Raw genomic sequence first — 19,542 nt, 5'->3', positions numbered from 1 at the left:
GATGACCGACGAGACCGATCGCTCTGAGCGCGTCGACAGGCGCAATTACCTCCGGTACGGTGGGGCGGTCGCGCTCGGCGGCCTGCTCGCCGGCTGTACGGGCGGCGGGCCGTCCGACGGCGACGGGTCACAGCCCTCGACGACCGACGACGGATCGTCGGCCGACGGCGACGGAGACGGCTCCGACGGCGACGCCTCGGGCGACGGGATGGCACCGTACGAGGCCTGCATCGAACCCGTCGGCTGTCTCACCTTCGAGTCGGTCCCCGAGACGTACGCCGTGTACAACGGGGGCTGGGCGGACATGGCGTTCGCCCTCGGCCAGCAGGACGGGTTCCTCACAGCGGGGAACATGATCCCGTCGTTCTTCTTCGAGCCGTTCGACCTCGACGTGCCCCCGCAAGACGAGCTACCGTCCATGTGGGCCGACGGCGGCTGGGACAAGGAGAGCTTCTACGAGCTCGACCCCGACGTGTTCCTCATCGACCCGAACTACCTCCACGGGACCGGCTGGGACGGCTCGTGGAGCGAAGCGGACACCGCCGAGATCCGCGAGAACATCGCCCCGTTCTTCGGCAACAACATGCGGCGTCGCCGCGGATTCCACGACTACGAGCTGTACGGGCTCTACGAGGGGTTCGAGCGGCTCGCCGACCTGTTCCAGGAGCGCGAGCGCTACGAGGCGCTCGCGGCGGTCCACGAGGAGCTCCGGACCGAGATCGCCTCTCGGCTGCCGCCCGAGGAGGAGCGGCCGGAGGTCGGACTGATAAACAGCGGGTCCAACCCGGCGAGCGGTGAGATATATCCGCTGTACACCCGCGGCGAGGGGTACGAGATGAAGCCGTACCGCGATCTCGAAGTGAAGAGCGCCTTCTCGGAGGAGCTGGCCGAGAGCGGCGCGATCGGCTACGAGCGACTGCTGGAGGTCGACCCGGAGATCATCGTCGTCCACTGGGGGATCGGCACGACGGGCGACACCGACTCCTTCTCCGCCTCCGCGTTCCGCGAGCAGTACGTGACGCCGATGGAGGAGGACGAGGTCGGAAGCGAGCTCACGGCCGTCAGCGAGGGCCGCGTGTACCCGGGCGCGTACGGTGAACAGGGACCGATCGTCAACCTGCTCCAAACCGAAATGAAAGCCCAGCAGCTGTACCCCGAGGAGTTCGGCGAGTTCGATCCCGAGGCCTTTCCCGAGGTCCCGGAAGAGAACCGACTGTTCGATCGCGACCGTGTCAACGACATCATCGCGGGTGACCTCTGATGCGCGCGCGCGAGTGGACCGTCGCGGCGACGTACGGCGATCCGTCGGAGTACGGCGTCCCCGCCCTCCCGCAGTGGCGCGTGGCGCGTGGCCCCGACGGCGCGGTCGCGTTCGCGGCGGCGGACGCCGACGAGCCGTTCATCACAGCCGACAGACCGGTCGAGGTGCGCCGATGACGACCCGTCCCGACACCACGCCAGCCGCGGACCCGGACTCGCGGACCGACGCCGACGTGGCCGTCGTCGGGGGCGGCGCCGCGGGGCTGTCCGCGGCGACCTTCGTCGCCAGGTACGGCCTGGAGACGACCGTCCTCGACGGCGGCAAGGCGGCGATCACGCAGTGCGCTCACGTCGAGAACTACCTCGGGTTCCCCGCGGGGATCGATCCCAACAGACTCCTCGAACTGGGTCGAACGCAGGTCGAGACCGAGGGCGGTCAGGTGGTCGACGAGCGCGTCACCGCGGTCCGGCCGGCGGACCCCGACGGCAGCGAGTCCGACGCGTTCGCCGTGGAGACCGGGTCCGGAGAACTGATCGCGGACCGCGTCGTCGTCGCCGCCGCGTACGACGGCGAGGTGCTGGACCCCCTTGCCGACGCGGTCGCGGACACACGCGCAGGCACGGAGGCGGCCGACGACGCCGACGGGTCGCCGCCGGACCCGTTCGTCCCCACAGACGGGGGGCGCACCGAAGTACCGGGACTGTACGTCGCCGGCTGGATGAGCGACGAGACCGTCCACCAGGTCGGCGTCAACGTCGGCCACGGCGCTCGCGTCGGCCTGGCGCTCGCCCGCGACGACATGAGCGACCGGTACTGGCCGGCGGTCGGCGAGCGCTACGTCGACTGGGTCGTCCACGACGGGCGCTACGGCGGCGACGGCTGGGACGACCACGTGGACGAGTGGTTCGAACGGGAGATGCTGCCGGCGGACGACGGGGTCGACCGGTCCGTCGTCGACGCCGCCCGCGAGGATCTCAAGACCGAGTTCCTGGATCGGTGCGTCACCGCCGAGGAGCGCGAGCGGCGGGACCGCCGCGGGCAGCTCCGGCTGCTCGATGCCCTCGATGACGACGTGGTCCGCGAGTACGCCGCCGAGACGTTCGGCACCGACCCGGCTTCGATCGGACTGCCCGATGAGGCGGCGGACGGCCCCGCTGAGGGCCGAGAGGTCGGGGACCGATGACTGACACCGGCGCGGACGGCCCCGACGGCGGGTCGACCGACGCGAGCAGGGACGTGGTGGTCGTCGGCGGCGGCGTCGCCGGGCTCACGGCGGCCGTCTTCACCGCACGGCAGGGGCTCGACACCCTCGTCGTCGACCCCGGCGAGTCGATCCTCCGGCGCAACGCGCACCTCGAGAACTTCCCCGGGTTCCCGCTCGGGATCAACCCCCGACAGCTCCTCGACCGCCTCGACGAGCAGGCCGCCGGCGCCGGCGCGGACCGGTTCGACGGGCGGGTCACCCGGGTCGCGACGATCGGCGCGGTCGACGACGCCGCGGCGGACGACCCCGCGGCGAACGCGCGACCCGACGCCGCCGCGGACGGCGCGCGGTTCGTCGTCGAGACGGACGGCGCCGACCCGGTGCGAACGCGGTACGTCGTCGCGGCGACGAAGAACGAGGTCGGCTACTTGGAGGGGGTCGACGGCGCCGGGATCGTCGACCGCGGGAAGGCGTACGTCGACGTCGACGAGCGCGGTCGGACCGGCGTCGACGGGCTGTACGCGGCGGGGCGGCTCGCCGAGAAGCCCCATCAGGCCGCGGTCTGCGCAGGCCACGGCGCGGAGGTCGCGGTGACGCTCTTGGAGGACGACGACGCGCCCTTCTACCACGACTGGGTCGCGCCGGAGGGGTACTTCACCGACCGCGGCCGCGACGTGCCGCCCGGCTGCGAGGAGATCGACGCCGACGAACGCCGGGCACGCGAGGCCGCCGCGCTCGACGCGGCGCGCGAGCGGTCCGTCGAGCCGCACCCCGACCCCCAGGAGACGCACCCGAGCCTCGAGGACTGAACGCACGCGACCGGATCCACTCAACCGTGATCGGAACCACCCTACTCGACATCGCGGACCACATCGAATCGCTCGCGGCCGACGACGGCGAGTTCTCGCTCGTCTGCGCGCGGTACGGCGACCGGCCCGTGCCTGCCGCGGGGCTGCGCTTCGAGAGCCGCGAGACGGCCCGCGCGGCGGCCCGCGCGACGGAGCAGTACCGCGACACCCTCCGCCGGTACGACCCCGAACTCCCCTTCTACGACGTGGTCGTCAGACAGGAGTTCGCGGAGCCGCCGTCGGGGTCGACGGAGCGGGACGACGGCGGCCCGACGTTCGCCCCCGGGGAGGGCGGGTCGCCGCCCGCGGAGCTGGCGGACCGGATCGTTGACGGTACCGCCCGCCGGGCACCCGGCGGGGACGACGCGCCGACGGACCGCCGACGCGCGGGCGAGGCAGGGAGGCGCGGCCGGGCCCGCGACCGCGTCGAGTTCTGCCACGCGGCGGCCGCGGCGACGTTCGAGGCGCTCTCGGCCGGCGGCCACGACCGCGCCGAGTCGGCCGCGATGAACGCGTACTTCTCGCTCGCCGAGCGCGTCGCCGACCCCGACGACCTCTGTCTCTGCCTGCTCGAAGCGATGGCGACGGCGCTCGACCGGCACCTCGACCCGGACGCGCAGGCGTCGGTGCTGGCCGCAGCCGCCGAGCGCCTCCCCGAGCCGTCGGAGTCGGCCGCCGCCGACCCGGTCGACGCGGCGTTCGACCGCCTCGCGGCCGTCGGTCTCGTCGAGGGGTACGAGCGCGCCGACGAGGCGGGGTTGGCTGCGCGACCCGGGGTTCCGGCCGACGACGCGACGGTCCGGGTCTCCGGGTACGCGCTGTCGCCCGCCGACGGGCGGGTCGCGACGCTCCCGGCCGCGCTGGAGCTGTGCCGTCGGGACTCGCGCGGCCGGATCGCCGGCATCTCCCTCCTCGGCGCGGCCGGCGACGCGACCGGCTCCGACTGGTGGGTCCGGGTCGACCCGGACGCGCCAGCCCTCGACGGCGGCCCGTCGACCGCGTCGGTCCCGTCGGCGAACTGACGCTCCCGCCCTACTCCCCGCCCGGTTCGATCCGCACCAGGTCCGCCTCGACGTCCTCGACGAACGCGCCCTGTCCCCCGACGGTGACCTCGCCGTCGCCGGTCGCGACGACGAGCGAGTGCTCGACGGGGAACTCGTTGTTCGTCGGCTCCACCATCCCCTGTTTCGTCTCGACGACGCGCCCGACGACCTCGGCGGGCTCGTCGTCGTCGGTCCACCGCCCGCCGACGGTCACCCGCGGCGGGTCGCCGGCGCGGAGCCGGAGTGTCGCCTGGAGGACGGTGTGCCGGAAGTCGGTGTACTCCGCCGGGAGCGGCGCCGGGTCGGCGACGGCCAGCTCGGTCGCGGCGGGCCAGTAGTTCCCGAGGAAGGAGCCGGCGATCACCGGCGCGAGCTGCTCCTGCGCGAAGGCGATGGCCTGCCGGTCGGTGGTCGAGCGCCGGAGCAGCTCCGGCGGGGAGACGACCCCGGCCGCGGAGTCGACGGTGAGCAGGGTCGGCATCGCCTCGCCCCAGGTCCGGACGACGTTCGCGACGCCCGCCAGCCCGGGGTCGTCGGCGTCGAGGTCGGCGGCCGCGTCGGAGACGACGAGCAAGACGAGCACGCCGCGGTCCACCGCGTCGACGAGCACCTCCTTCACCTCCGGGAGCTGCTTTGCGGTGATCGACAGCGCCACCTCGCTCTCGGCGTCGGCCAGCAGCGACCGGATCCGCTTGATCACCGTGGCCCGCGACTTGATCACCTCGAACTGCTCGGCCTGGCGCTCGACGCGGGAGTACCGCTCCGCCAGCCCGGGCCGCATCGCGTCCACGTCGGACCGGAGCCGGTCGATAACTTCGTCCGGCGGGTTCGCGCGGATCGTCGTCGGCACGACGTGGTCGTTCACCTCGACGAAGCCGCGCTCCGCCAGCGACTCGCTCACGCTGTAGACGTACCGCTTCGAGACGCCCGCCGCGTCGGCGACGGTGCTCGCCTTCGCCTCGCCGTGTTCCAGCAGACTGAGATAGGTGTCGACCTCCTTGTCGGAGAGCCCGAAGCGACGGAGGAGGTCGGTCAGCGTCCGGTCGTCCATACGAACGCCTCTTCCGAGCGACACTTATATGAGTCGGTCCCGGGCGACCTCGCCGCGCCGCCGACCGGCGACGCCCGGTCCGTCACCGGAGCGCGGCGACGGCGTCGACCGCTATCGGAGCACGGCGACGGCGTCGACCGCGACCCGGACCTCGCCGTCGCCGTCACCTGCGACCGCGCTCCCGTCGCCGAACAGGTCCGCCTCGACCGGTCCGGGGACGGCGACGGTCGCCGGCTCCGCGGCGAAGTTGACGACGACGAGCAGGGGGTCGGCGTCGTCGCTCGTTCCGGCGTCACCGGCTCCCGCGCCCGCCGGCGGCGTCCGCTCGTAGGCGACCACGCGCTCGGCGTCGCCGTCGACGACGCGGGCGTCGGCTGCGCGACCGTCGAACGCCACACCGCCGCGGCGCAGGAGCGGTTCGGCGTCGCGCAGCGCGGCCAGTTCGCGGTGGAAGTCGGTGAGGTCGTTGTCGCCGTCGTGCCACCGGATCGGGCCGCGGTACGTCTCGTTGCCCCGCTCCTGGCCCGCGTAGATCATCGGCGCGCCGGGCAGCGTGAACGTCACGGCCGCGGCCGCGCGGAGCGCCTCGCGGCCGTGCTCCGCGAGGTACCGGTCCTCGTCGTGGTTCTCGACGTAGCGCATCTGCGCGGCGGGGTCGTCGAAGCCGAGCCACTCGACGCGGGCGAGGGCGGTCTCGACCGCGTCGGCCGGTTCCTCGCCCGCGCCGACGGCGCGGAGCGTCTCGTACAGCGACGTGTCGTAGTGGCGGTGGAACTCCCCCTCGCCGTAGAACGGGTCGTGGGGGAGCGTCTCGTCGAGCAGGAGGGTGTCGTCGGGGACGCGCGCGGCGACCTCCTTCCAGAAGCCGTGCGGGACGCCCCACGCCACGTCCGCGCGGAAGCCGTCGACGACGCCGGCCCACTCGTCGACCACGTCGAGCAGCCACTCGCGGACCGCCGGGCTGTCGTAGTTGAGGTTCGGGATGCGGCCCCACTCGAAGTAGTAGTCCGGGGCGTCCCCGTCGCCGACTTCGGCCCAGTCGATCCCCGTCACGTCGGCGGCCGCGTCGGTCCGCCGGTAGTGGTCGGCGTACGCGTCGACGCCCGCCGAGTGAAGCTGGAACGCGGGGTGGTCGCGGGAGGTGTGGTTGATCACGAGGTCGAAGACCACGCGGATCCCGGCGTCGTGGCACGCCTCGACCAGGGACTCGAACGCCTCGCGGGAGCCGAGGTCCGCGGCGGTGTCGTAGTAGTCGGTGACGTGGTAGCCGTGCTCGGTCGGCGACGCGAGGACGGGGGTGAGCCACAGCGCGTCGACGCCGAGGTGGTCGAGGTACTCGACCCGGCGCTCGATCTCCGCGAACGTCGTCGGGAGCGTGTCGCCCGCGAACGAGCGGACGAAGACCTCGTAGATCGTCGGCGACTCCGCCCACCCCGGCGTCGGGTTCGGGTCGCGCACCGCGACCGCACCGTCGCCGCCGGCCGCGGCGCCCTCCCGCTCGATCCGGACCGTCTCCGCGGCCCCGTACCGCTCGCCGTGCGGGACCGCGTGGATCCGGACATCGTCCGGGAGGTCGTCGAGGGGGACCGAGAGCGTCCGCCCGTCCGCCCGCGACTCGATCGCCGCGACCGTCTCGGGGTCGGCGTCGCGGTCGTCGACGAGGAACGTCGCGTCGAGCGCGTCCGGGTCACCGCCGCGCTCGACGTCGTCGACCGCGGGCGCGGGCTCGACCGCGGCGGTCAGGCGGAGCCGGTCGCTCGCCGCCGGGTCGTCGGCCTCGACGACCGACGCGTCGAGCGAGAGCCGCGGCCGACCGGGACCGGGCACCTCGCAGACGCCGTGGAACGCGGCCGAGCGATCGCCGTCGGGGACGAAGCCGAAGCCGTGGCCGCCCGGCGGGACGCGGACCGAGGCGACCCACTCGCCGCCGTCGCGCTCGGCGCGGTCGAGCGCGAGCCGGTTCTCGTTGTGGGGCCACAGCAGGGAGACGCGGTCGACTTCGCCGTCCTCGACGCCCAGGTCGTCGGCCGGGACGCGGATCTCCGCCCGGCGGCGCTCGTCGGGGAAGGCGCGGACGCGCTGCCGGTGGGTCCCGTCCGGCGCGTCGACCGCGAGGACGTAGGTGCCGGGGGCGTCGGGCGCGAGGTGGACCACCGGGTCGTCGTCGCGACCCGTCTCGCCAGCCCGCAGCACCGCCGCCGGACCGTCGGACCCGGCCGCGTCCGCTGCCGCCGAGCCGTCGGGGTCGACCGTCGTCGCCGAACTCGGCGGGCCGGTCGCGGTCGGGTCGGGGCCGTCGCCGGGGGAGAGGTCGCTGTCGGCGGGCGCGTCGCGGACGGTCCAGCGGTAGGTCCCGTCGGGGTCGGGACACCGCGGCGCCAGCTCGACGGGCTCGCCGACGCTCGTCGTTCGCGGGGGGCCGGGTTCGTGCACGCTCCGCCTCTCGTCGCGCCGCGGTTTGAGGGTTTCCGTTCCCGGAACGAATGAACAATAATTACACCAAAGATTCATATCGACCGGTGGCGTGTATTCGCGTAATGCAGCTCCGCGACGCCCTCGACGATTACAAGCGCCACGCCGGCGACGGGACGCGCTTCCCCGGCGAGCGGCGCACCGTCTCCGGCCGGTTCTCGGGCGGAAACGGCCGGCTCGTCCACGTCGGCGACGACGGCGAACTCCGCGACTTCGGCTACCCGCTCACCGGCCGGACCGGGCTCGTCCGGTCCCGGATCGGGCTCGCCGTCGGTGACGAGGTGGCCTGGCTCGACGAGGCCGAGACGAGCCAGCGGTACGTCGGCGACACCGCGCTGGTCGAGACGGTCCACGAGACGCCGCGCGCGACGGTGACCCGCCACGACCTCACGCTCGGCGACGCGCACCTCACCCGGGCGTCGGTCGAGTTCGCGGACGGCGACGTCGACCCGGCGGACGCCTCGCTCGTCGTCTACGCCCGCTTCGCGCCCGACGGCCGCGACGACCGCGTGGGACAGCTCCGCTACGACGACGCCGTCGAGGTGTACCACGCCGACGAGCGCGACTTCCTCGCGAGCGCGACCGGCTTCGCCGACCTCCGGGGCCAGCTCCCGGCGACGTTCCCCGAACTGCTCGACGACGACCCCACCGAGCTCCCGCGCGACCGCGACGGCGACCGCTACGAGGAGGAGCGCCTCTCCGGCGAGGTCATCGCCGACGTGCCGTTCGATGACGGGGTCGCGACCGTCGCCACGCTCCTGACGGACCGCGCCGAGACCGACCGCGAGGCGGCCCGCGAGCGCCTCGCCGACCTCTTCGCCGACCTCGACGACGTCGACGCGCTCGCCGAGGCGGCGGCCGACGCGCTCCCGTCGGTGCCGGAGTCGGCGCCCGCTCGCGAGTCGGTCGTCGCGGACCTGCGCGTCCTCTCGCTGCTCTCCGCGCCGACCGGGCTCCGGATCGCGGGGCCGGACTTCGACCCCTACTACGAGCACTCCGGCGGCTACGGCTACACGTGGTTCCGCGACGACGCGGAGATATCCGGGTTCCTGCTCGGCGCCGCCGACGCCGTCGACCTCGACCTCGACGACTGGCACGCCCGCTCCGCCCGCATGTACGTCGACACGCAGCGCCCGGACGGCTCCTGGCCCCACCGGGTGTGGCCGCGGAACGGCGCGCTCGCCCCCGGGTGGGCGAACGCCCGCATCGAGGACGGCCCCGACGTGGACTACCAGGCCGACCAGACCGGCAGCGTCGTCGCGTACCTCGCCCGGGCGCGGGCGACGGGCGTGGACGTTGCCGGCCTCGACGCGACCCTCGTCGCCGCGCTCGCGGGGCTCGACCGGACGCTCGAACCCGACGGCCGCCCCGTCGTCTGTCAGAACGCGTGGGAGGACTCGGCGGGCCGGTTCGCGCACACCGCCGCGACGTTCCTGGAGGCGTACAGCGAGCTCGCGCGGCACGGCGAGGGGCTCAGCGTGGACGCGCTCGACGACCCCGACGCCGTGCCCGGCGCCGCGTCGCTGCCGGACGACCTCGCCGCGCACGCCCGCGACCGGGCCCGCGAGGTGTACGACGCGCTCGACGACCTGTGGGTGCCCGAGCGCGGCTGTTACGCCGTCCGCGAGACGCTCGACGGCGGCATCGACGACCGGCTCGACTCCGCGACGCTGGCGCTGGCGGCCGCGCACCGCTCGTTCGACGCGCTCGGCGCGGCGGACGGCGAGGGCGGCGCGGTCGACGACGAGCGCCTCGACCGGCTGGTCTCGCACGTGGAGACGGTCGTCGACGGCCTCTCCCACGAGACCGACGACATCGCCGGCCTGATCCGCTACGAGGGCGACGGCTGGCGCCGGGCGGACCAGCTCTCGGAGAAGGTGTGGACCGTCTCGACCGCGTGGGGCGCGAACGCCTGCGCGGAGCTCGCGGCCCTGCTCGCGGCGCACGACGACCCGCGCGCCGCGGAGATGACGGCCCGGGCCCGCGACCTGCTCGCGCACGTCTCGCCCGGCGGCTCCCTGTGCGAGCCGACGACGTACCTCCCCGAGCAGTTCTTCGACGACGGGACGCCCGACAGCGCGACCCCGCTCGGCTGGCCGCACGCGATCCGACTGGCGACGGTCGCGCTGCTCGACGACGAACTGCCGCAGTTCGCCGACCGCGCCGCCGCGGACGACGACTGACCGACACGCGGCGACTATTTCTCGATGAATCCTGAGCGGCGGCGCGTGCCTGCGAGCGGCCGGAGCGGCGGCCGCGAGGAGCACGCGCGAGGTCGCCGGCGCGTAGCGCCGCCGGCGAGACCGCAGGGAGCGTCGCGACCGAGGACCGCAGCGAGCTGAGGGAGTCGAGCGCGGCTGGGGCTTTGGCGGTGTTCGCCGCTCCGCTCACGACGAGTTATAAATAAACGGCTCTGTTGAAATCCTATTATTCAGACACATTACCGACTGAAACAGCCGGCCGATTAGAGCCTCGAATACGACATGGAACGCCTGTATTGGGAGTGGCCAGACCTCGACTGACCAGTTCAGTCTCCTCGTGAAGTCTCAGTCTGACCCAAACACCGCCCGGGTCAATGCACCACCGTAGGCAAGTCGTGAGCCGATCCACAGTGCACCGAGCGTGACGCCTATTGCCAAGAGGTCGGGAATCGGCTCTGGGAGGCGGCCGCTTGCTGTGCGAGCGAGTCGGCCCGCTAGAGAGAAACTGCCGAACCAAACTATTAAAAAAGCAACGTGCTGATGGAGAGACTTCTGTCGGCGTGCATGGCGGTAACCGACGACAAGAAAGCCCACGAGCAGCAGGACGGCTAGGATTAGGAAGGCGAGAGAGCGGAGTTGTCCATCGAGCGCAAACGCCGAGGGGATGCCGATCACCACGGCGAGAACGAAGATCGTCTGGGCGATAAGTCCGATATCTATCTCAGTATTGGAGGGCTGTTCGGACACAAATCGTGGTCACAAACGATGAAATATAAATATACTCCACATGACTAAAGTTTGTTCATCCGAATTGGTTGTATTCTACGACACCGACTAGTCCGTCTCTCTTGACGGCCACCGTTATCTAAGATACTTCGCTGAAATCACGCTCTGTACTGAGCGATTGGGGTGAGAACTATCAGCTGCGGAGGATTTCAACAGAGCCAAATAAACCCCAAAACCACGACAAAACCGCTCCTATTGCCACTCGTCGCGGGGCACGCAGTCGGACTCGCGGACCGTGATCCACCGCGTGGTCCGCTCGTCCGGGTCGACGTCCCGCTCGAAGAACGTCACCTCGCCGCCGTCGTCGCCGTCCGTCCGTTTACAGACGAGTTCGGGCGACCCGTCGCGAACACGCGCGGATGACGTGGACGTGGACATACGTCACGATTCGCGCTCGGTCGGATAATAACTGTTGGTTTCAGTCGCGCAAAAATAGAAACTACGAACGTAGTTACTCCCAAGCCGGGCCGCGCTCAGCGCCGCACCGGGACGCCGCGTTCGTCGAGGTACGCCTTCGTCTCCTCGATGGAGTAGTCGCCGAAGTGGAAGATGGAGGCCGCGAGCCCGGCGTCGGCGTTCGCCTCGGTGAACACCTCGTACATGTCCTCGGGGCTGCCGCACCCCGATGACGCGATGAGCGGCGTCGACACGGCCTCGCCCACGGCCTTCATCAGCGGAACGTCGTAGCCGTCCTTCGTTCCGTCCTTGTCGATGGAGTTGACGAACAGCTCGCCCGCGCCGCGCTCCTCGGCCTCCTTCGCCCACGAGACGGCGTCGATGCCGGTGCCCTCGCGGCCGCCCTTCTTCGTGCACTCGAACCACACCGTCTCGCCGTCCTCGTCCTCGTAGAAGTGGTCGCCCTCGTCGTCGTACCGGCGGCGGGCGTCGACGGAGATGACGATGCACTGGCTGCCGAACGCGGCCGCGCCCTCCTCGATGAGCTCGGGGCGCTCTAAGGCGCCGGTCGTGATAGACACCTTGTCCGCGCCGGCGCGGAGCGTCTCCTTGATGTCGGCCTTGGTGCGGATGCCGCCGCCGACCGTCAGGGGGATGAAACACTCGTCGGCGACCGCGTTCACCACGTCCAGCATCGTCTCCCGCCCCTCGGCGCTGGCGGTGATGTCGAGGAAGACGAACTCGTCGGCGCCCGCCTCGTTGTACTTCTTCGCCAGTTCGACGGGGTCGCCCGTGTACTCCAAGTTCTCGAAGTTGACGCCGGTGTACACCGCGGCGTCGCCGTCGTCGTCGAGGTCGACGTCGATACAGGGGATGATACGCTTCGTGAGTCCCATTCGTTGGCGAAGCGTAGACCGCGCCGTCGGTTAAAAGGCGCGGGGCTCACTCGGCGCCGGTCGCGTCGGCCGCCTCGCCGGCCGGCGCCCCCTCGCCGCGGCCCCCCGCGTCCCGTCGGTCGTACTTCGCGACGGCGCGGTCCGCGCGCGTCGAGACCCCGTTCGGGTTCTTGGCGGGGCTCCGGTCCCGCCGTCGCGCGACGATCCCGTCGGAGGCGCCGCCGGTGAGCCCGACGATCACGTCGCGACCCGTCGCGGCCCAGCGCGAGGGGGTCGACTCGCCGCGGACGACGTCCCGCGCCGCGGAGAGGGCGTCGCCGGCCGCGTGGGATCCCGCCCGGAGGAGGACGGTCGGCCGCACGCCGTAGTTCTTCAGGAGGCGATAGGCGAGCCCGCGATACTTCCAGCCCCACTCGTGGGCGCTGCGTCCGCCGTCCGCGGCGGTCGGAGTCGGCAGTTCCTTCCGCGCGGCCATCTCCGGCCGCCACGCCACTTCGCGGTCCATGCGCGCCAGTCGGTGGGCCGCGTCGCGCGCGCCGCCGACCCGGAGGTACTCGTCGAAGCCGTCGAGGTCGCGGAGGGCCTCGGGCCGGAACGCGACGTTCCCTCCCTCGAAGTAGGTGACGTCCCGGCCGGCGATCCGGTTGCGCTCCGGTTCGCTCGGGTCGTCGACCTCGTCGACCGCGCGGTCCGCGTCCGTCTCGCTGGGCGGGATCGGGGCCACCGGGCCCGAGACCACGGGGGCCGCGTCGAGGCCGTCCGCGACCGCGTCGCGCCACCCCGGCTCGATGCGGTTGTCGTAGTCGACCAGCGCGACCGCGTCGCCCGTCGCCACCTCGATGCCGGCGTTGCGGGCGACGTTCACCGTCCGGTCGGAGATCTCGACCAGCACGTCGACGTCGTCGCGGTCGCGAACCATGCCGGTCGTGCCGTCGGCCGAGGGGCCGTTGACCACGATAACCTCGGCGTCGGGGGCGCTAGCCGCCAGCGCGTCGAGGCAGGCGGCCAACCGGTCCCGACCGTTGAGCGTCGGGACGACGACCGAGAGGTCCATACGACCCGTTATCGGGGCGAGGAGGTAAAAAGGGCAACGTGTGCGTTCGATCGGCCCGACCCGACGCCGCGCCGACCGCGGCCGGCGATAACGGTCCGAGGACCGCTCAGATCGTCAGGTAGTACACCTGCTTGCGCGCGTCCTTGAAGCTGTACCGCGAGTCGACGAGGCCTTCCTCCTCGAGGCGGTTGAGCGCGTAGCGGACGGTGCGGTCGGGCAGCAGCGACTCCTCGGCGAGGCTGCCCTGCGAGAGGGGCGCGTCCCCCTCCAGTACCTTCGCGACGAGCTTCGCGCTCGGGGGAAGCTCGCGCAGGCGGTCGCGATACTCGCTCTCCGACAGGCGGTCCTGGTCAGCGGTCTCCGCGGGACTGGTACTCATGTCTCACACGAATTCCGTGGGTAGTGGTAAAGGTTGGCTACATATAGGGGAATCCGCCTGTGATAATATAATGTGTTAATATCACTCCTCGGCTCGCTTTCATACACGATCGATCAGGCGTGTTTTCCGGCGGCGGCCCGTACGCCGGCTCGTGATCCCCGAGTCCCACGTCGACATCCTCGAAGCCGAGTCGTACGCCCACTTCGCGACCGTCGGGCCCGACGGCCTCCCCCACGTCACGCCGGTCTGGGTCGACCACGAGGACCGCGAGTACGTCCTCGTGAACACCGCCCGCGGGCGACGCAAGGAGCGGAACGTCCGCGACAACCCGAAGGTCGGCGTCAGCGTGCTCGACCCCGACGACCCGTACCGCTACGTCTCCGTCCGCGGCGAGGCCGAACTGACGGAGGAGGGCGCGCGCGCCCACATCGACGCGCTCGCCCGCCGGTACTTCGACGTCGACGAGTACCCGCACCACGACGAGGAGGAGGGCGCCCGCGTGATCGTGAAGATCCCCGCCGAGAACGTCGCCACGAGCGGGTGACCGGCGACCGCCGTCGGAGCGGTCCGGACCGCCCGCACCGAGGCCCGCGCCGGACCGCTTCCAGTACGGTTTTGTCGGTCCGGCGTCCACCACGGACAACGTGAAGGGACAGGACTGGTACCAGGCCGACGAGGTCGCCGAGGAGTACGACGACGTCCGCTTCTCCGGCGGCGGACAGCTCATCGACCGCCGGGAGAAGGAGGCCGTCCTCGCCGCGTTGGGACCCATCGATCCAGGTCACCGCGTGCTGGAGGTCGCCTGCGGCACCGGGCGGTTCACGACGATGCTCGCCGACCAGGGCGCGGACGTCGTCGGGCTCGACGTCTCCCGCGAGATGCTCGAACAGGCCCGCGAGAAGGTCGCCGCCGCCGGGCACGCCGACGCCGTCGAGTTCCTCCGCGGCGACGCCTCGCGGCTCCCGTTCCCGGACGACCACTTCAACACGGTCGTCGCGATGCGCTTCTTCCACCTGATGGACGACCCGGTCCCGTTCGCGAAGGAGCTCCGCCGGGTCAGCCGCGATCAGGTGTTCTTCGACACGTTCAACAGCCGTAGCCTGCGGACGCTGTACACCTGGCTGCTCCCGATGGGCTCCCGGCTCTACTCGGAGCGACAGGTCGCCGCCATGCTCGGCGACGCGGGCCTCACGCTCGCGAACGAGGAGCACGACTTCGTGCTGCCGTACGGCTTCTACCGCGAGCTGCCGGGCGCGGTCGCGCGGCCGTTCCGGGCGCTCGACGAGCTCGCGGGCGACACGGTCCCCGGCGACTACGTCGCCTCGGTGTCCTACTGGGACGCCAGGGTGCCGGACGAGAAGTGAGCGGCGCGCCGCCGCTCGTCGCCTGTCCCGTCGTCAGAAACTGCCGCCGCCTCGCTTCGCCGCCGCTTCAGCCCGCTTCCTCGACCACTTCGCCGACGGCGAAGTTCGACTTCACTTCGGTCACTTCGATCTTCACGCGCTCGCCGACCTCGGTGTCGGGGACGATGATCACGTAGCCGCGCTCGACGCGGGCGATCCCGTCGCCCTGCTTGCCGAGGTCCTCTATCTCGACGTACCGCATCTCGCCGGGCTCGACCGGCGGCTGCGGTCCGTCGTCGTTCCGGGAGGGGGCGGCGTCGGCGTCGTCCGTCGACGCCGCGGTTCCGTCGCGGGCGACGAGCGCGACGCGGTACGTCTCGCCCGGCTCCAGCGACCCGGTCTCGATCTCTCGGTTGGGCACGTCGACGACGTACTCGCCGTCGTCGGCCTCGCGAACTTCCGCGCTGAACAGACAGAGGAGCTTCTCGGAGATTTCCATAGTAGACTCCATCGGAATCTGGGAGCGGGTCAGTATAGTTGTACCGCCGACACTGTTAGGCGACGGGAGCGGGGCAGGCACCAACGCCTTTGTCGGCACCGGTCGAAGGGCCGTCCATGCCACTCTTCGATCTGCCGCACGCAGCCGTCTCGCCGCCGATAGTGACGCCGTTCGTCCCCGACGGCGACGCCCCCGGCGGCGAGGTCGACGCCGACGCCCTCGCGAGCCACGTCGACGCGCTCGTCGAGGCCGGGATCGACGGGGTGGTCCCCTGCGGGACGACCGGCGAGTTCGCGAGCCTCGACGACGGCGAGCGGCGGACCGTGATCGAGACCGTCGTCGACGCGGCCGACGGGCGAGTCCCGGTCATCGCCGGCGCGGCCGACACCGCCGTCTCGCGGGTCAGAGACCACCTGTCGGCCGCCGCGGCGGCCGGGGCCGACGCGGGGCTCGTCACGCTCCCGTACTACCACACGTCGACGGACCCGGACGGGCAGCGCGCGTTCCTGGAGGCCGTCGCCGACGACGCCCCGCTCCCGATCCTCCTGTACGACATCCCGGCGACGGTCGGCGAGGGCATCGACCTCGACGCGCTCGCCGACGCGGCGAGCCGCGAGTCGGTGATCGGGATGAAGGACACGACCGGCGACCTCACCGGCCTGGAGGCGAAGGTCGGCGGGACGCCCGACTCCTTCGCCGTCTTCCAGGGCGTCGACGCCCAGCTGTACCCGAGCGCGAGCCTCGGCGTCGACGGCGGGATACACGCGCTCTCGCAGGCGATCCCGGAGGTGTTCGACGCGCTCGGCGAGGCGATCCGCGACGGCGACGACGAGCGGGCGCTGGCGCTCCACCGCCGCGCGGTCGCGCCGCTGTTCGCCCGCTGCGCCGACCACGCCTTCGCGCCGGCGACGAAGGTGGCGGCGGCGCACCGCGGCTTCATCCCCGACCCGGCGGTGCGCCCGCCGCTCACGCTCCCGGACGAGACCGCCCGCGAGGCGATCCGCGACGACGTGGACGCGGCGCTGGACGTGGTCTGATCCGCGAGAAGCCGGACCGCGGACCCGCAGCCGGCCGCTACTCCCCGCCGATCGGCGTCCCGTCGGCCTCTTTCGGTCCCTCCGAGTCGAAGACGACGACATCCCCGTCGGCCCGCTCGCGCGCTCCGGGGTCGTAACTGTCCCGGACTCCGATCGCCTCCTCTAACTCGCGCACCGCGCGCTCCTTCAGCGCGGCCGCGAGCTCCTCGGCGTCCTCGCGGGAGATGTCGCGACCGAGCCCCTCGCACTCGTGGGCGCGGACGACGCCCGCCTCGTCGACCGCCTCGCCCATCGGCTGGCTCGTCCCCTCCAGGGCGACGCTGAACGGGTACGTCCGGCAGATGAGCGGGCGCGCGTCGTGGACGGTACACGCCCCCTCCCCGCCCGACTCCTCGTAGAAGGTACAGTCGCCGCAGCCGTCGGTCGCGAGCGCCCACTCGAACGTCTCGCCGGTCGGCTCGCCGTCACCGTCGGCGGCGAGGCCGAACGGCATCGGCCGCGCCACGTCGCGCCAGTCGTACGCCTCGCCGAACTCGTCCTCGGCGGCGTCGGCGACGCGCCGGACCTCGTCCGGGAAGACGGTCGCGGTGTGCGGCTCGCGGTCGGCGGCGCCGTCGCCGTGGCAGTCGGGGGTATCGCCGTCGCCGTCTGAGCCCCCCTCGTCTGCCCCCTCTCCCGCGGGCGCGCCCCCCGGCTCGTCGGGGGCGTAGCCGGTACAGCAGCCGCCGCAGCGCGTACACTCGAACCCGATGGACTCGATGGCGTCCGCCAGGTCCGCGACCGCGAGGTCACGGGCGGCGTTGAGTTCGGCTTCGAGCGACTTCATGTGTTACCCCTCCGTGACGCGCGCGAAAAACCCCGACGGTCCCAAGCGAACCGGAGCGATATATATCCCTCTTAGCAAGCCCCATGACCGGGCGGGAGACGAGTCAACACGTATGGCCGCGAAGCCGCACGCGCGACTGCCACCGGCGTACGACTCCCTCCGGGTCGGTATCGCGCTGTTCGACGTCGCCGACGGTACCGTAGAGAGCGCGAACGACCGCTTGGAGTCGCTCGTCGGGTACTCGACCGCGGAACTCCGCGGGCTGTCAGTCGGTCGGTACACCGCCAACACGTACCGCTTCTCCGAGTCGGAGTTCGCCGACCGCCTCCGCGAGGCCGCCGCCGGCGGCTCGCCCGAGTTCACGTGGCGGATCAAGCGGCGTGACGGGGAGTTGGTCTGGGTCCGCGTCTCGCTCTCCCCGTGGTCCGGCGACCGGGGGCTGGAGAACGACGCCGACCGACGAACAGACGGCGACGGAGAGCGCGAGACGGGCGCGAGACGGGTCCTCGCCGAGGTGCGCGACATCAGCGAGCACTACGCTGCGAGCCGGCGCGAGGCACTGTTCTGGCGCGTGCTCCGACATAACCTCCGGAACGAGGCGAACAAGATCATCGGGTACACCGGCGAGATCCTTCGGACGACCGACGACGACGGCGTTCGCGAGGCTGCCGCGGATGCGCGCGAGGCCGCGGTGGGGCTCGGCGGCGTCGCGACCTCGGTCAAGGAGATCCAGCAGGCCGTCAGTCGGTCGGAGCCGCCGCGTTCGCACCGACGGGCCGCCGCCGCCGCGCGCGACGTCGTCGCCGCGCTCGAACCGTCGTACCCCGACGCCGAGTTCGTCGTCGACGAGCGCAGACCCATGTGGATCCACGTCGACGCCGCGTTCGACCACGCGCTTCGCCACGCGGTCGAGAACGCGGTCCGGCACGCTGACGAGCCGGACCCGACCGTCGAGGTGACCGTCCGCCCGTCGCCGAACACGGGGCGCGTGGAGATCCGCGTCGTCGACGCCAACCCGCACATCCCGGAGGCCGAGGTCGACGCCCTCGACGCGTTCGGCGAGGTGACGAACACCCGCCACGGGACGGGCGTCGGCCTCTTCGTGATGAAGTGGTGTATCGAGTCGCTCGGAGGAGAACTCGAGTTCGAGCGCCGAGACCCCCGCGGCAACGTCGTCCGGCTCTACCTCCCGGCGAGGGAGCGGCCGGCGCCGTCAGGCTGACGGCGCCCGGCGAAGGAGCGAAGTGCGCCCGCGACCTACCGATCGGCCGTGAAGGAGTTCGAGCGAAAACAGCTCCTGGAACGGGTCGAACGGGAGTCGTCGACGATCGGCGTCGACATCCCGGAGTCGATCGAGATCCAGGGGGAGGCGATCGACCTCCGGTCGTTCGTCTTCGAGATCAAGCGGCGCGACTCGGTCCCGCCCGGCGAGCGCGACCGCGTCGAGCGCGCCAAGCGGAACCTCCGCCGCGAGCGGCTCGACCGCCTGGCGCCGATCGAGGACAACGAGGTGAGCTACGAGGAGGGCGAGCGGCTGGCGGCGTCGGTCATCGGCATCGACCGCGCGCTGGAGGCGTTGGAGGGGCTCGACGCGCCCGACCCGGAGACCGAGGCCAAGCGCCAGGAGGCCGCCGACCAGAAGCGCTGGATGAACTTCCTGAAGAAGGCGCTCGGGCGCGAGGACGCCGGCGGCGGGAGCGGTCGCACGCGGTTCTGACCGCCGGCGAGGGGGCGGTCGCGGCCCCCCGGCCGCGCTCAGTTCCCGGTGAAGTCGATCCGCGAGCCGCTGCCGTCGTCCTTCCCCGCGGAGGGGCCGAGCCGGACGAACTCGTAGGCGTCGTCGTCGAGGTACACCGCGCCGTCCGCGACCGTCACGCCGACCGATTCGAGGACGGCGCCCTCGCAGGGCCCGAAGTTACAGTTGCCGCCGTCGGCCTCGAACGTGGCGCCGTGCGTCTGACAGAACACCTCGCCGTTGCGCACGAACGCCCCGTCGTCCTTGTCGAGGCGCACGTCGGTCCAGTGCTGGCAGTAGTTCCGGAACGCGCTCACCTCCCCGGCGGCCCGCGTGAGGATCGCCTCGACCTCCGGGGCGTCGCCCTCGCCCTCGCCGAGGTCGCCCTCGCCCTCGTCGACCGTCTCGGGGTCGACCGGGCGCAGGGTCGCGAGCAGCGTGCTCTCTTCCGGGACCTCCTCGACGCCGGCGATCCGACGGGTCTCGTCCATGTCGTCCGGTGGGATGGGAC

Annotated in this window: 21 protein-coding genes; 11 read left to right on the top strand and 10 right to left on the bottom strand. The window is 72.0% G+C overall.

Going from position 1 to position 19,542, the window contains the following annotated elements:
- Position 1: 1 nt before the first annotated feature.
- The 5 genes from DVK06_RS03270 to DVK06_RS03255 are packed head-to-tail and all read left to right on the top strand — an operon-like array spanning position 2 to position 4,335.
- Positions 2-1,261 carry an ABC transporter substrate-binding protein gene (locus DVK06_RS03270; protein ID WP_121599256.1) on the top strand — a complete coding sequence of 420 codons (1,260 nt, stop codon included), beginning with the start codon at positions 2-4 and terminating at the stop codon, positions 1,259-1,261.
- Positions 1,261-1,437: a hypothetical protein gene (locus DVK06_RS18880; protein WP_167551901.1), complete on the top strand. Its 177-nt coding sequence runs from the start codon at positions 1,261-1,263 to the stop codon at positions 1,435-1,437. The genes DVK06_RS03270 and DVK06_RS18880 overlap by 1 nt, the downstream gene beginning before the upstream one ends.
- Entirely contained in the window at positions 1,434-2,444 is a 1,011-nt protein-coding gene (locus DVK06_RS03265; protein WP_121599255.1) for an FAD-dependent oxidoreductase, read from the top strand. Before DVK06_RS18880 ends, DVK06_RS03265 begins: the two co-directional genes overlap by 4 nt.
- Positions 2,441-3,274 carry an FAD-binding protein gene (locus tag DVK06_RS03260; RefSeq protein ID WP_121599254.1) on the top strand — a complete coding sequence of 278 codons (834 nt, stop codon included), beginning with the start codon at positions 2,441-2,443 and terminating at the stop codon, positions 3,272-3,274. The genes DVK06_RS03265 and DVK06_RS03260 overlap by 4 nt, the downstream gene beginning before the upstream one ends.
- Before the next feature lie 26 nt (positions 3,275-3,300).
- On the top strand, positions 3,301-4,335 hold the full coding sequence (locus tag DVK06_RS03255) for a hypothetical protein (protein WP_121599253.1): 1,035 nt from the start codon (positions 3,301-3,303) through the stop codon (positions 4,333-4,335).
- A gap of 10 nt (positions 4,336-4,345) precedes the next feature.
- Here DVK06_RS03255 and DVK06_RS03250 read toward each other — a convergent pair whose 3' ends face one another.
- Positions 4,346-5,407, bottom strand: a complete 1,062-nt coding sequence (locus DVK06_RS03250) for a TrmB family transcriptional regulator sugar-binding domain-containing protein (protein ID WP_121599252.1) — start codon at positions 5,405-5,407, stop codon at positions 4,346-4,348.
- Positions 5,408-5,518: 111 nt separating this feature from the next.
- The gene (locus tag DVK06_RS03245) at positions 5,519-7,840 is read right to left on the bottom strand and encodes an alpha-amylase family glycosyl hydrolase (RefSeq protein WP_121599251.1); all 2,322 of its coding nucleotides are present in this window, start codon (positions 7,838-7,840) and stop codon (positions 5,519-5,521) included.
- Between the two features lie 104 nt (positions 7,841-7,944).
- Between DVK06_RS03245 and DVK06_RS03240 the strand changes: the two genes are divergently transcribed.
- Positions 7,945-10,062: a glucan 1,4-alpha-glucosidase gene (locus DVK06_RS03240; protein WP_121599250.1), complete on the top strand. Its 2,118-nt coding sequence runs from the start codon at positions 7,945-7,947 to the stop codon at positions 10,060-10,062.
- A gap of 363 nt (positions 10,063-10,425) precedes the next feature.
- On the opposite strand, the gene DVK06_RS03235 is transcribed toward DVK06_RS03240, so the two are convergent.
- The 5 genes from DVK06_RS03235 to DVK06_RS03215 all read right to left on the bottom strand — a co-directional run bounded on the left by DVK06_RS03235 (position 10,426) and on the right by DVK06_RS03215 (position 13,591).
- Positions 10,426-10,827: a hypothetical protein gene (locus tag DVK06_RS03235; protein ID WP_053771733.1), complete on the bottom strand. Its 402-nt coding sequence runs from the start codon at positions 10,825-10,827 to the stop codon at positions 10,426-10,428.
- Positions 10,828-11,058: 231 nt separating this feature from the next.
- The gene (locus DVK06_RS03230; protein WP_053771732.1) at positions 11,059-11,244 is read right to left on the bottom strand and encodes a hypothetical protein; all 186 of its coding nucleotides are present in this window, start codon (positions 11,242-11,244) and stop codon (positions 11,059-11,061) included.
- A gap of 95 nt (positions 11,245-11,339) precedes the next feature.
- The gene (hisF, locus tag DVK06_RS03225; RefSeq protein ID WP_121599249.1) at positions 11,340-12,158 is read right to left on the bottom strand and encodes an imidazole glycerol phosphate synthase subunit HisF; all 819 of its coding nucleotides are present in this window, start codon (positions 12,156-12,158) and stop codon (positions 11,340-11,342) included.
- A 46-nt stretch (positions 12,159-12,204) separates the two neighbouring features.
- Entirely contained in the window at positions 12,205-13,212 is a 1,008-nt protein-coding gene (locus tag DVK06_RS03220) for a glycosyltransferase family 2 protein (RefSeq protein WP_121599248.1), read from the bottom strand.
- A 106-nt stretch (positions 13,213-13,318) separates the two neighbouring features.
- Complete coding sequence (locus tag DVK06_RS03215) at positions 13,319-13,591, bottom strand: helix-turn-helix domain-containing protein (protein WP_121599247.1); 273 nt, start codon at positions 13,589-13,591, stop codon at positions 13,319-13,321.
- Positions 13,592-13,742: 151 nt separating this feature from the next.
- Between DVK06_RS03215 and DVK06_RS03210 the strand changes: the two genes are divergently transcribed.
- Together DVK06_RS03210 and DVK06_RS03205 are read left to right on the top strand one after the other, a co-directional pair.
- Complete coding sequence (locus DVK06_RS03210) at positions 13,743-14,135, top strand: PPOX class F420-dependent oxidoreductase (protein ID WP_121599246.1); 393 nt, start codon at positions 13,743-13,745, stop codon at positions 14,133-14,135.
- 100 nt (positions 14,136-14,235) lie between these two features.
- Complete coding sequence (locus DVK06_RS03205) at positions 14,236-14,955, top strand: class I SAM-dependent methyltransferase (protein WP_121599245.1); 720 nt, start codon at positions 14,236-14,238, stop codon at positions 14,953-14,955.
- 67 nt (positions 14,956-15,022) lie between these two features.
- Here the strand turns inward: DVK06_RS03205 and DVK06_RS03200 are convergent, their stop codons facing one another.
- Positions 15,023-15,433, bottom strand: coding sequence for a TRAM domain-containing protein (locus DVK06_RS03200; RefSeq protein WP_053771726.1), 411 nt, complete (start codon positions 15,431-15,433; stop codon positions 15,023-15,025).
- Positions 15,434-15,549: 116 nt separating this feature from the next.
- On the opposite strand from DVK06_RS03200, the gene DVK06_RS03195 reads away from it, so the two are divergent.
- Complete coding sequence (locus tag DVK06_RS03195; RefSeq protein ID WP_121599244.1) at positions 15,550-16,470, top strand: dihydrodipicolinate synthase family protein; 921 nt, start codon at positions 15,550-15,552, stop codon at positions 16,468-16,470.
- A gap of 37 nt (positions 16,471-16,507) precedes the next feature.
- Here DVK06_RS03195 and DVK06_RS03190 read toward each other — a convergent pair whose 3' ends face one another.
- Complete coding sequence (locus DVK06_RS03190) at positions 16,508-17,296, bottom strand: YkgJ family cysteine cluster protein (RefSeq protein ID WP_121599243.1); 789 nt, start codon at positions 17,294-17,296, stop codon at positions 16,508-16,510.
- Between the two features lie 112 nt (positions 17,297-17,408).
- Between DVK06_RS03190 and DVK06_RS03185 the strand changes: the two genes are divergently transcribed.
- Both DVK06_RS03185 and DVK06_RS03180 read left to right on the top strand, forming a co-directional pair.
- Positions 17,409-18,518: an ATP-binding protein gene (locus tag DVK06_RS03185; RefSeq protein ID WP_053771723.1), complete on the top strand. Its 1,110-nt coding sequence runs from the start codon at positions 17,409-17,411 to the stop codon at positions 18,516-18,518.
- Positions 18,519-18,566: 48 nt separating this feature from the next.
- Positions 18,567-19,013 carry a DUF5788 family protein gene (locus DVK06_RS03180; RefSeq protein ID WP_053771722.1) on the top strand — a complete coding sequence of 149 codons (447 nt, stop codon included), beginning with the start codon at positions 18,567-18,569 and terminating at the stop codon, positions 19,011-19,013.
- 38 nt (positions 19,014-19,051) lie between these two features.
- Here DVK06_RS03180 and DVK06_RS03175 read toward each other — a convergent pair whose 3' ends face one another.
- The gene (locus tag DVK06_RS03175) at positions 19,052-19,522 is read right to left on the bottom strand and encodes a Rieske 2Fe-2S domain-containing protein (protein ID WP_121599242.1); all 471 of its coding nucleotides are present in this window, start codon (positions 19,520-19,522) and stop codon (positions 19,052-19,054) included.
- Positions 19,523-19,542 lie beyond the last annotated feature (20 nt).

This window comes from Halorubrum sp. Atlit-28R, from assembly GCF_003665955.1.
In the GTDB taxonomy this organism is placed as follows: Archaea; Halobacteriota; Halobacteria; order Halobacteriales; family Haloferacaceae; genus Halorubrum; species Halorubrum tropicale.
This window is presented reverse-complemented; position numbering and strand designations above follow the sequence as displayed.

Coding starts and splice junctions, on each gene's coding strand:
- DVK06_RS03270 (WP_121599256.1), top strand. CDS start 2: ATGACCGACGAGACCGATCGCTCTGAGCGCGTCGACAGGCGCAATTAC.
- DVK06_RS18880 (WP_167551901.1), top strand. CDS start 1,261: ATGCGCGCGCGCGAGTGGACCGTCGCGGCGACGTACGGCGATCCGTCG.
- DVK06_RS03265 (WP_121599255.1), top strand. CDS start 1,434: ATGACGACCCGTCCCGACACCACGCCAGCCGCGGACCCGGACTCGCGG.
- DVK06_RS03260 (WP_121599254.1), top strand. CDS start 2,441: ATGACTGACACCGGCGCGGACGGCCCCGACGGCGGGTCGACCGACGCG.
- DVK06_RS03250 (WP_121599252.1), bottom strand. CDS start 5,407: ATGGACGACCGGACGCTGACCGACCTCCTCCGTCGCTTCGGGCTCTCC.
- DVK06_RS03240 (WP_121599250.1), top strand. CDS start 7,945: ATGCAGCTCCGCGACGCCCTCGACGATTACAAGCGCCACGCCGGCGAC.
- DVK06_RS03230 (WP_053771732.1), bottom strand. CDS start 11,244: ATGTCCACGTCCACGTCATCCGCGCGTGTTCGCGACGGGTCGCCCGAA.
- hisF (WP_121599249.1), bottom strand. CDS start 12,158: ATGGGACTCACGAAGCGTATCATCCCCTGTATCGACGTCGACCTCGAC.
- DVK06_RS03220 (WP_121599248.1), bottom strand. CDS start 13,212: ATGGACCTCTCGGTCGTCGTCCCGACGCTCAACGGTCGGGACCGGTTG.
- DVK06_RS03215 (WP_121599247.1), bottom strand. CDS start 13,591: ATGAGTACCAGTCCCGCGGAGACCGCTGACCAGGACCGCCTGTCGGAG.
- DVK06_RS03200 (WP_053771726.1), bottom strand. CDS start 15,433: ATGGAAATCTCCGAGAAGCTCCTCTGTCTGTTCAGCGCGGAAGTTCGC.
- DVK06_RS03195 (WP_121599244.1), top strand. CDS start 15,550: ATGCCACTCTTCGATCTGCCGCACGCAGCCGTCTCGCCGCCGATAGTG.
- DVK06_RS03190 (WP_121599243.1), bottom strand. CDS start 17,296: ATGAAGTCGCTCGAAGCCGAACTCAACGCCGCCCGTGACCTCGCGGTC.
- DVK06_RS03185 (WP_053771723.1), top strand. CDS start 17,409: ATGGCCGCGAAGCCGCACGCGCGACTGCCACCGGCGTACGACTCCCTC.
- DVK06_RS03175 (WP_121599242.1), bottom strand. CDS start 19,522: ATGGACGAGACCCGTCGGATCGCCGGCGTCGAGGAGGTCCCGGAAGAG.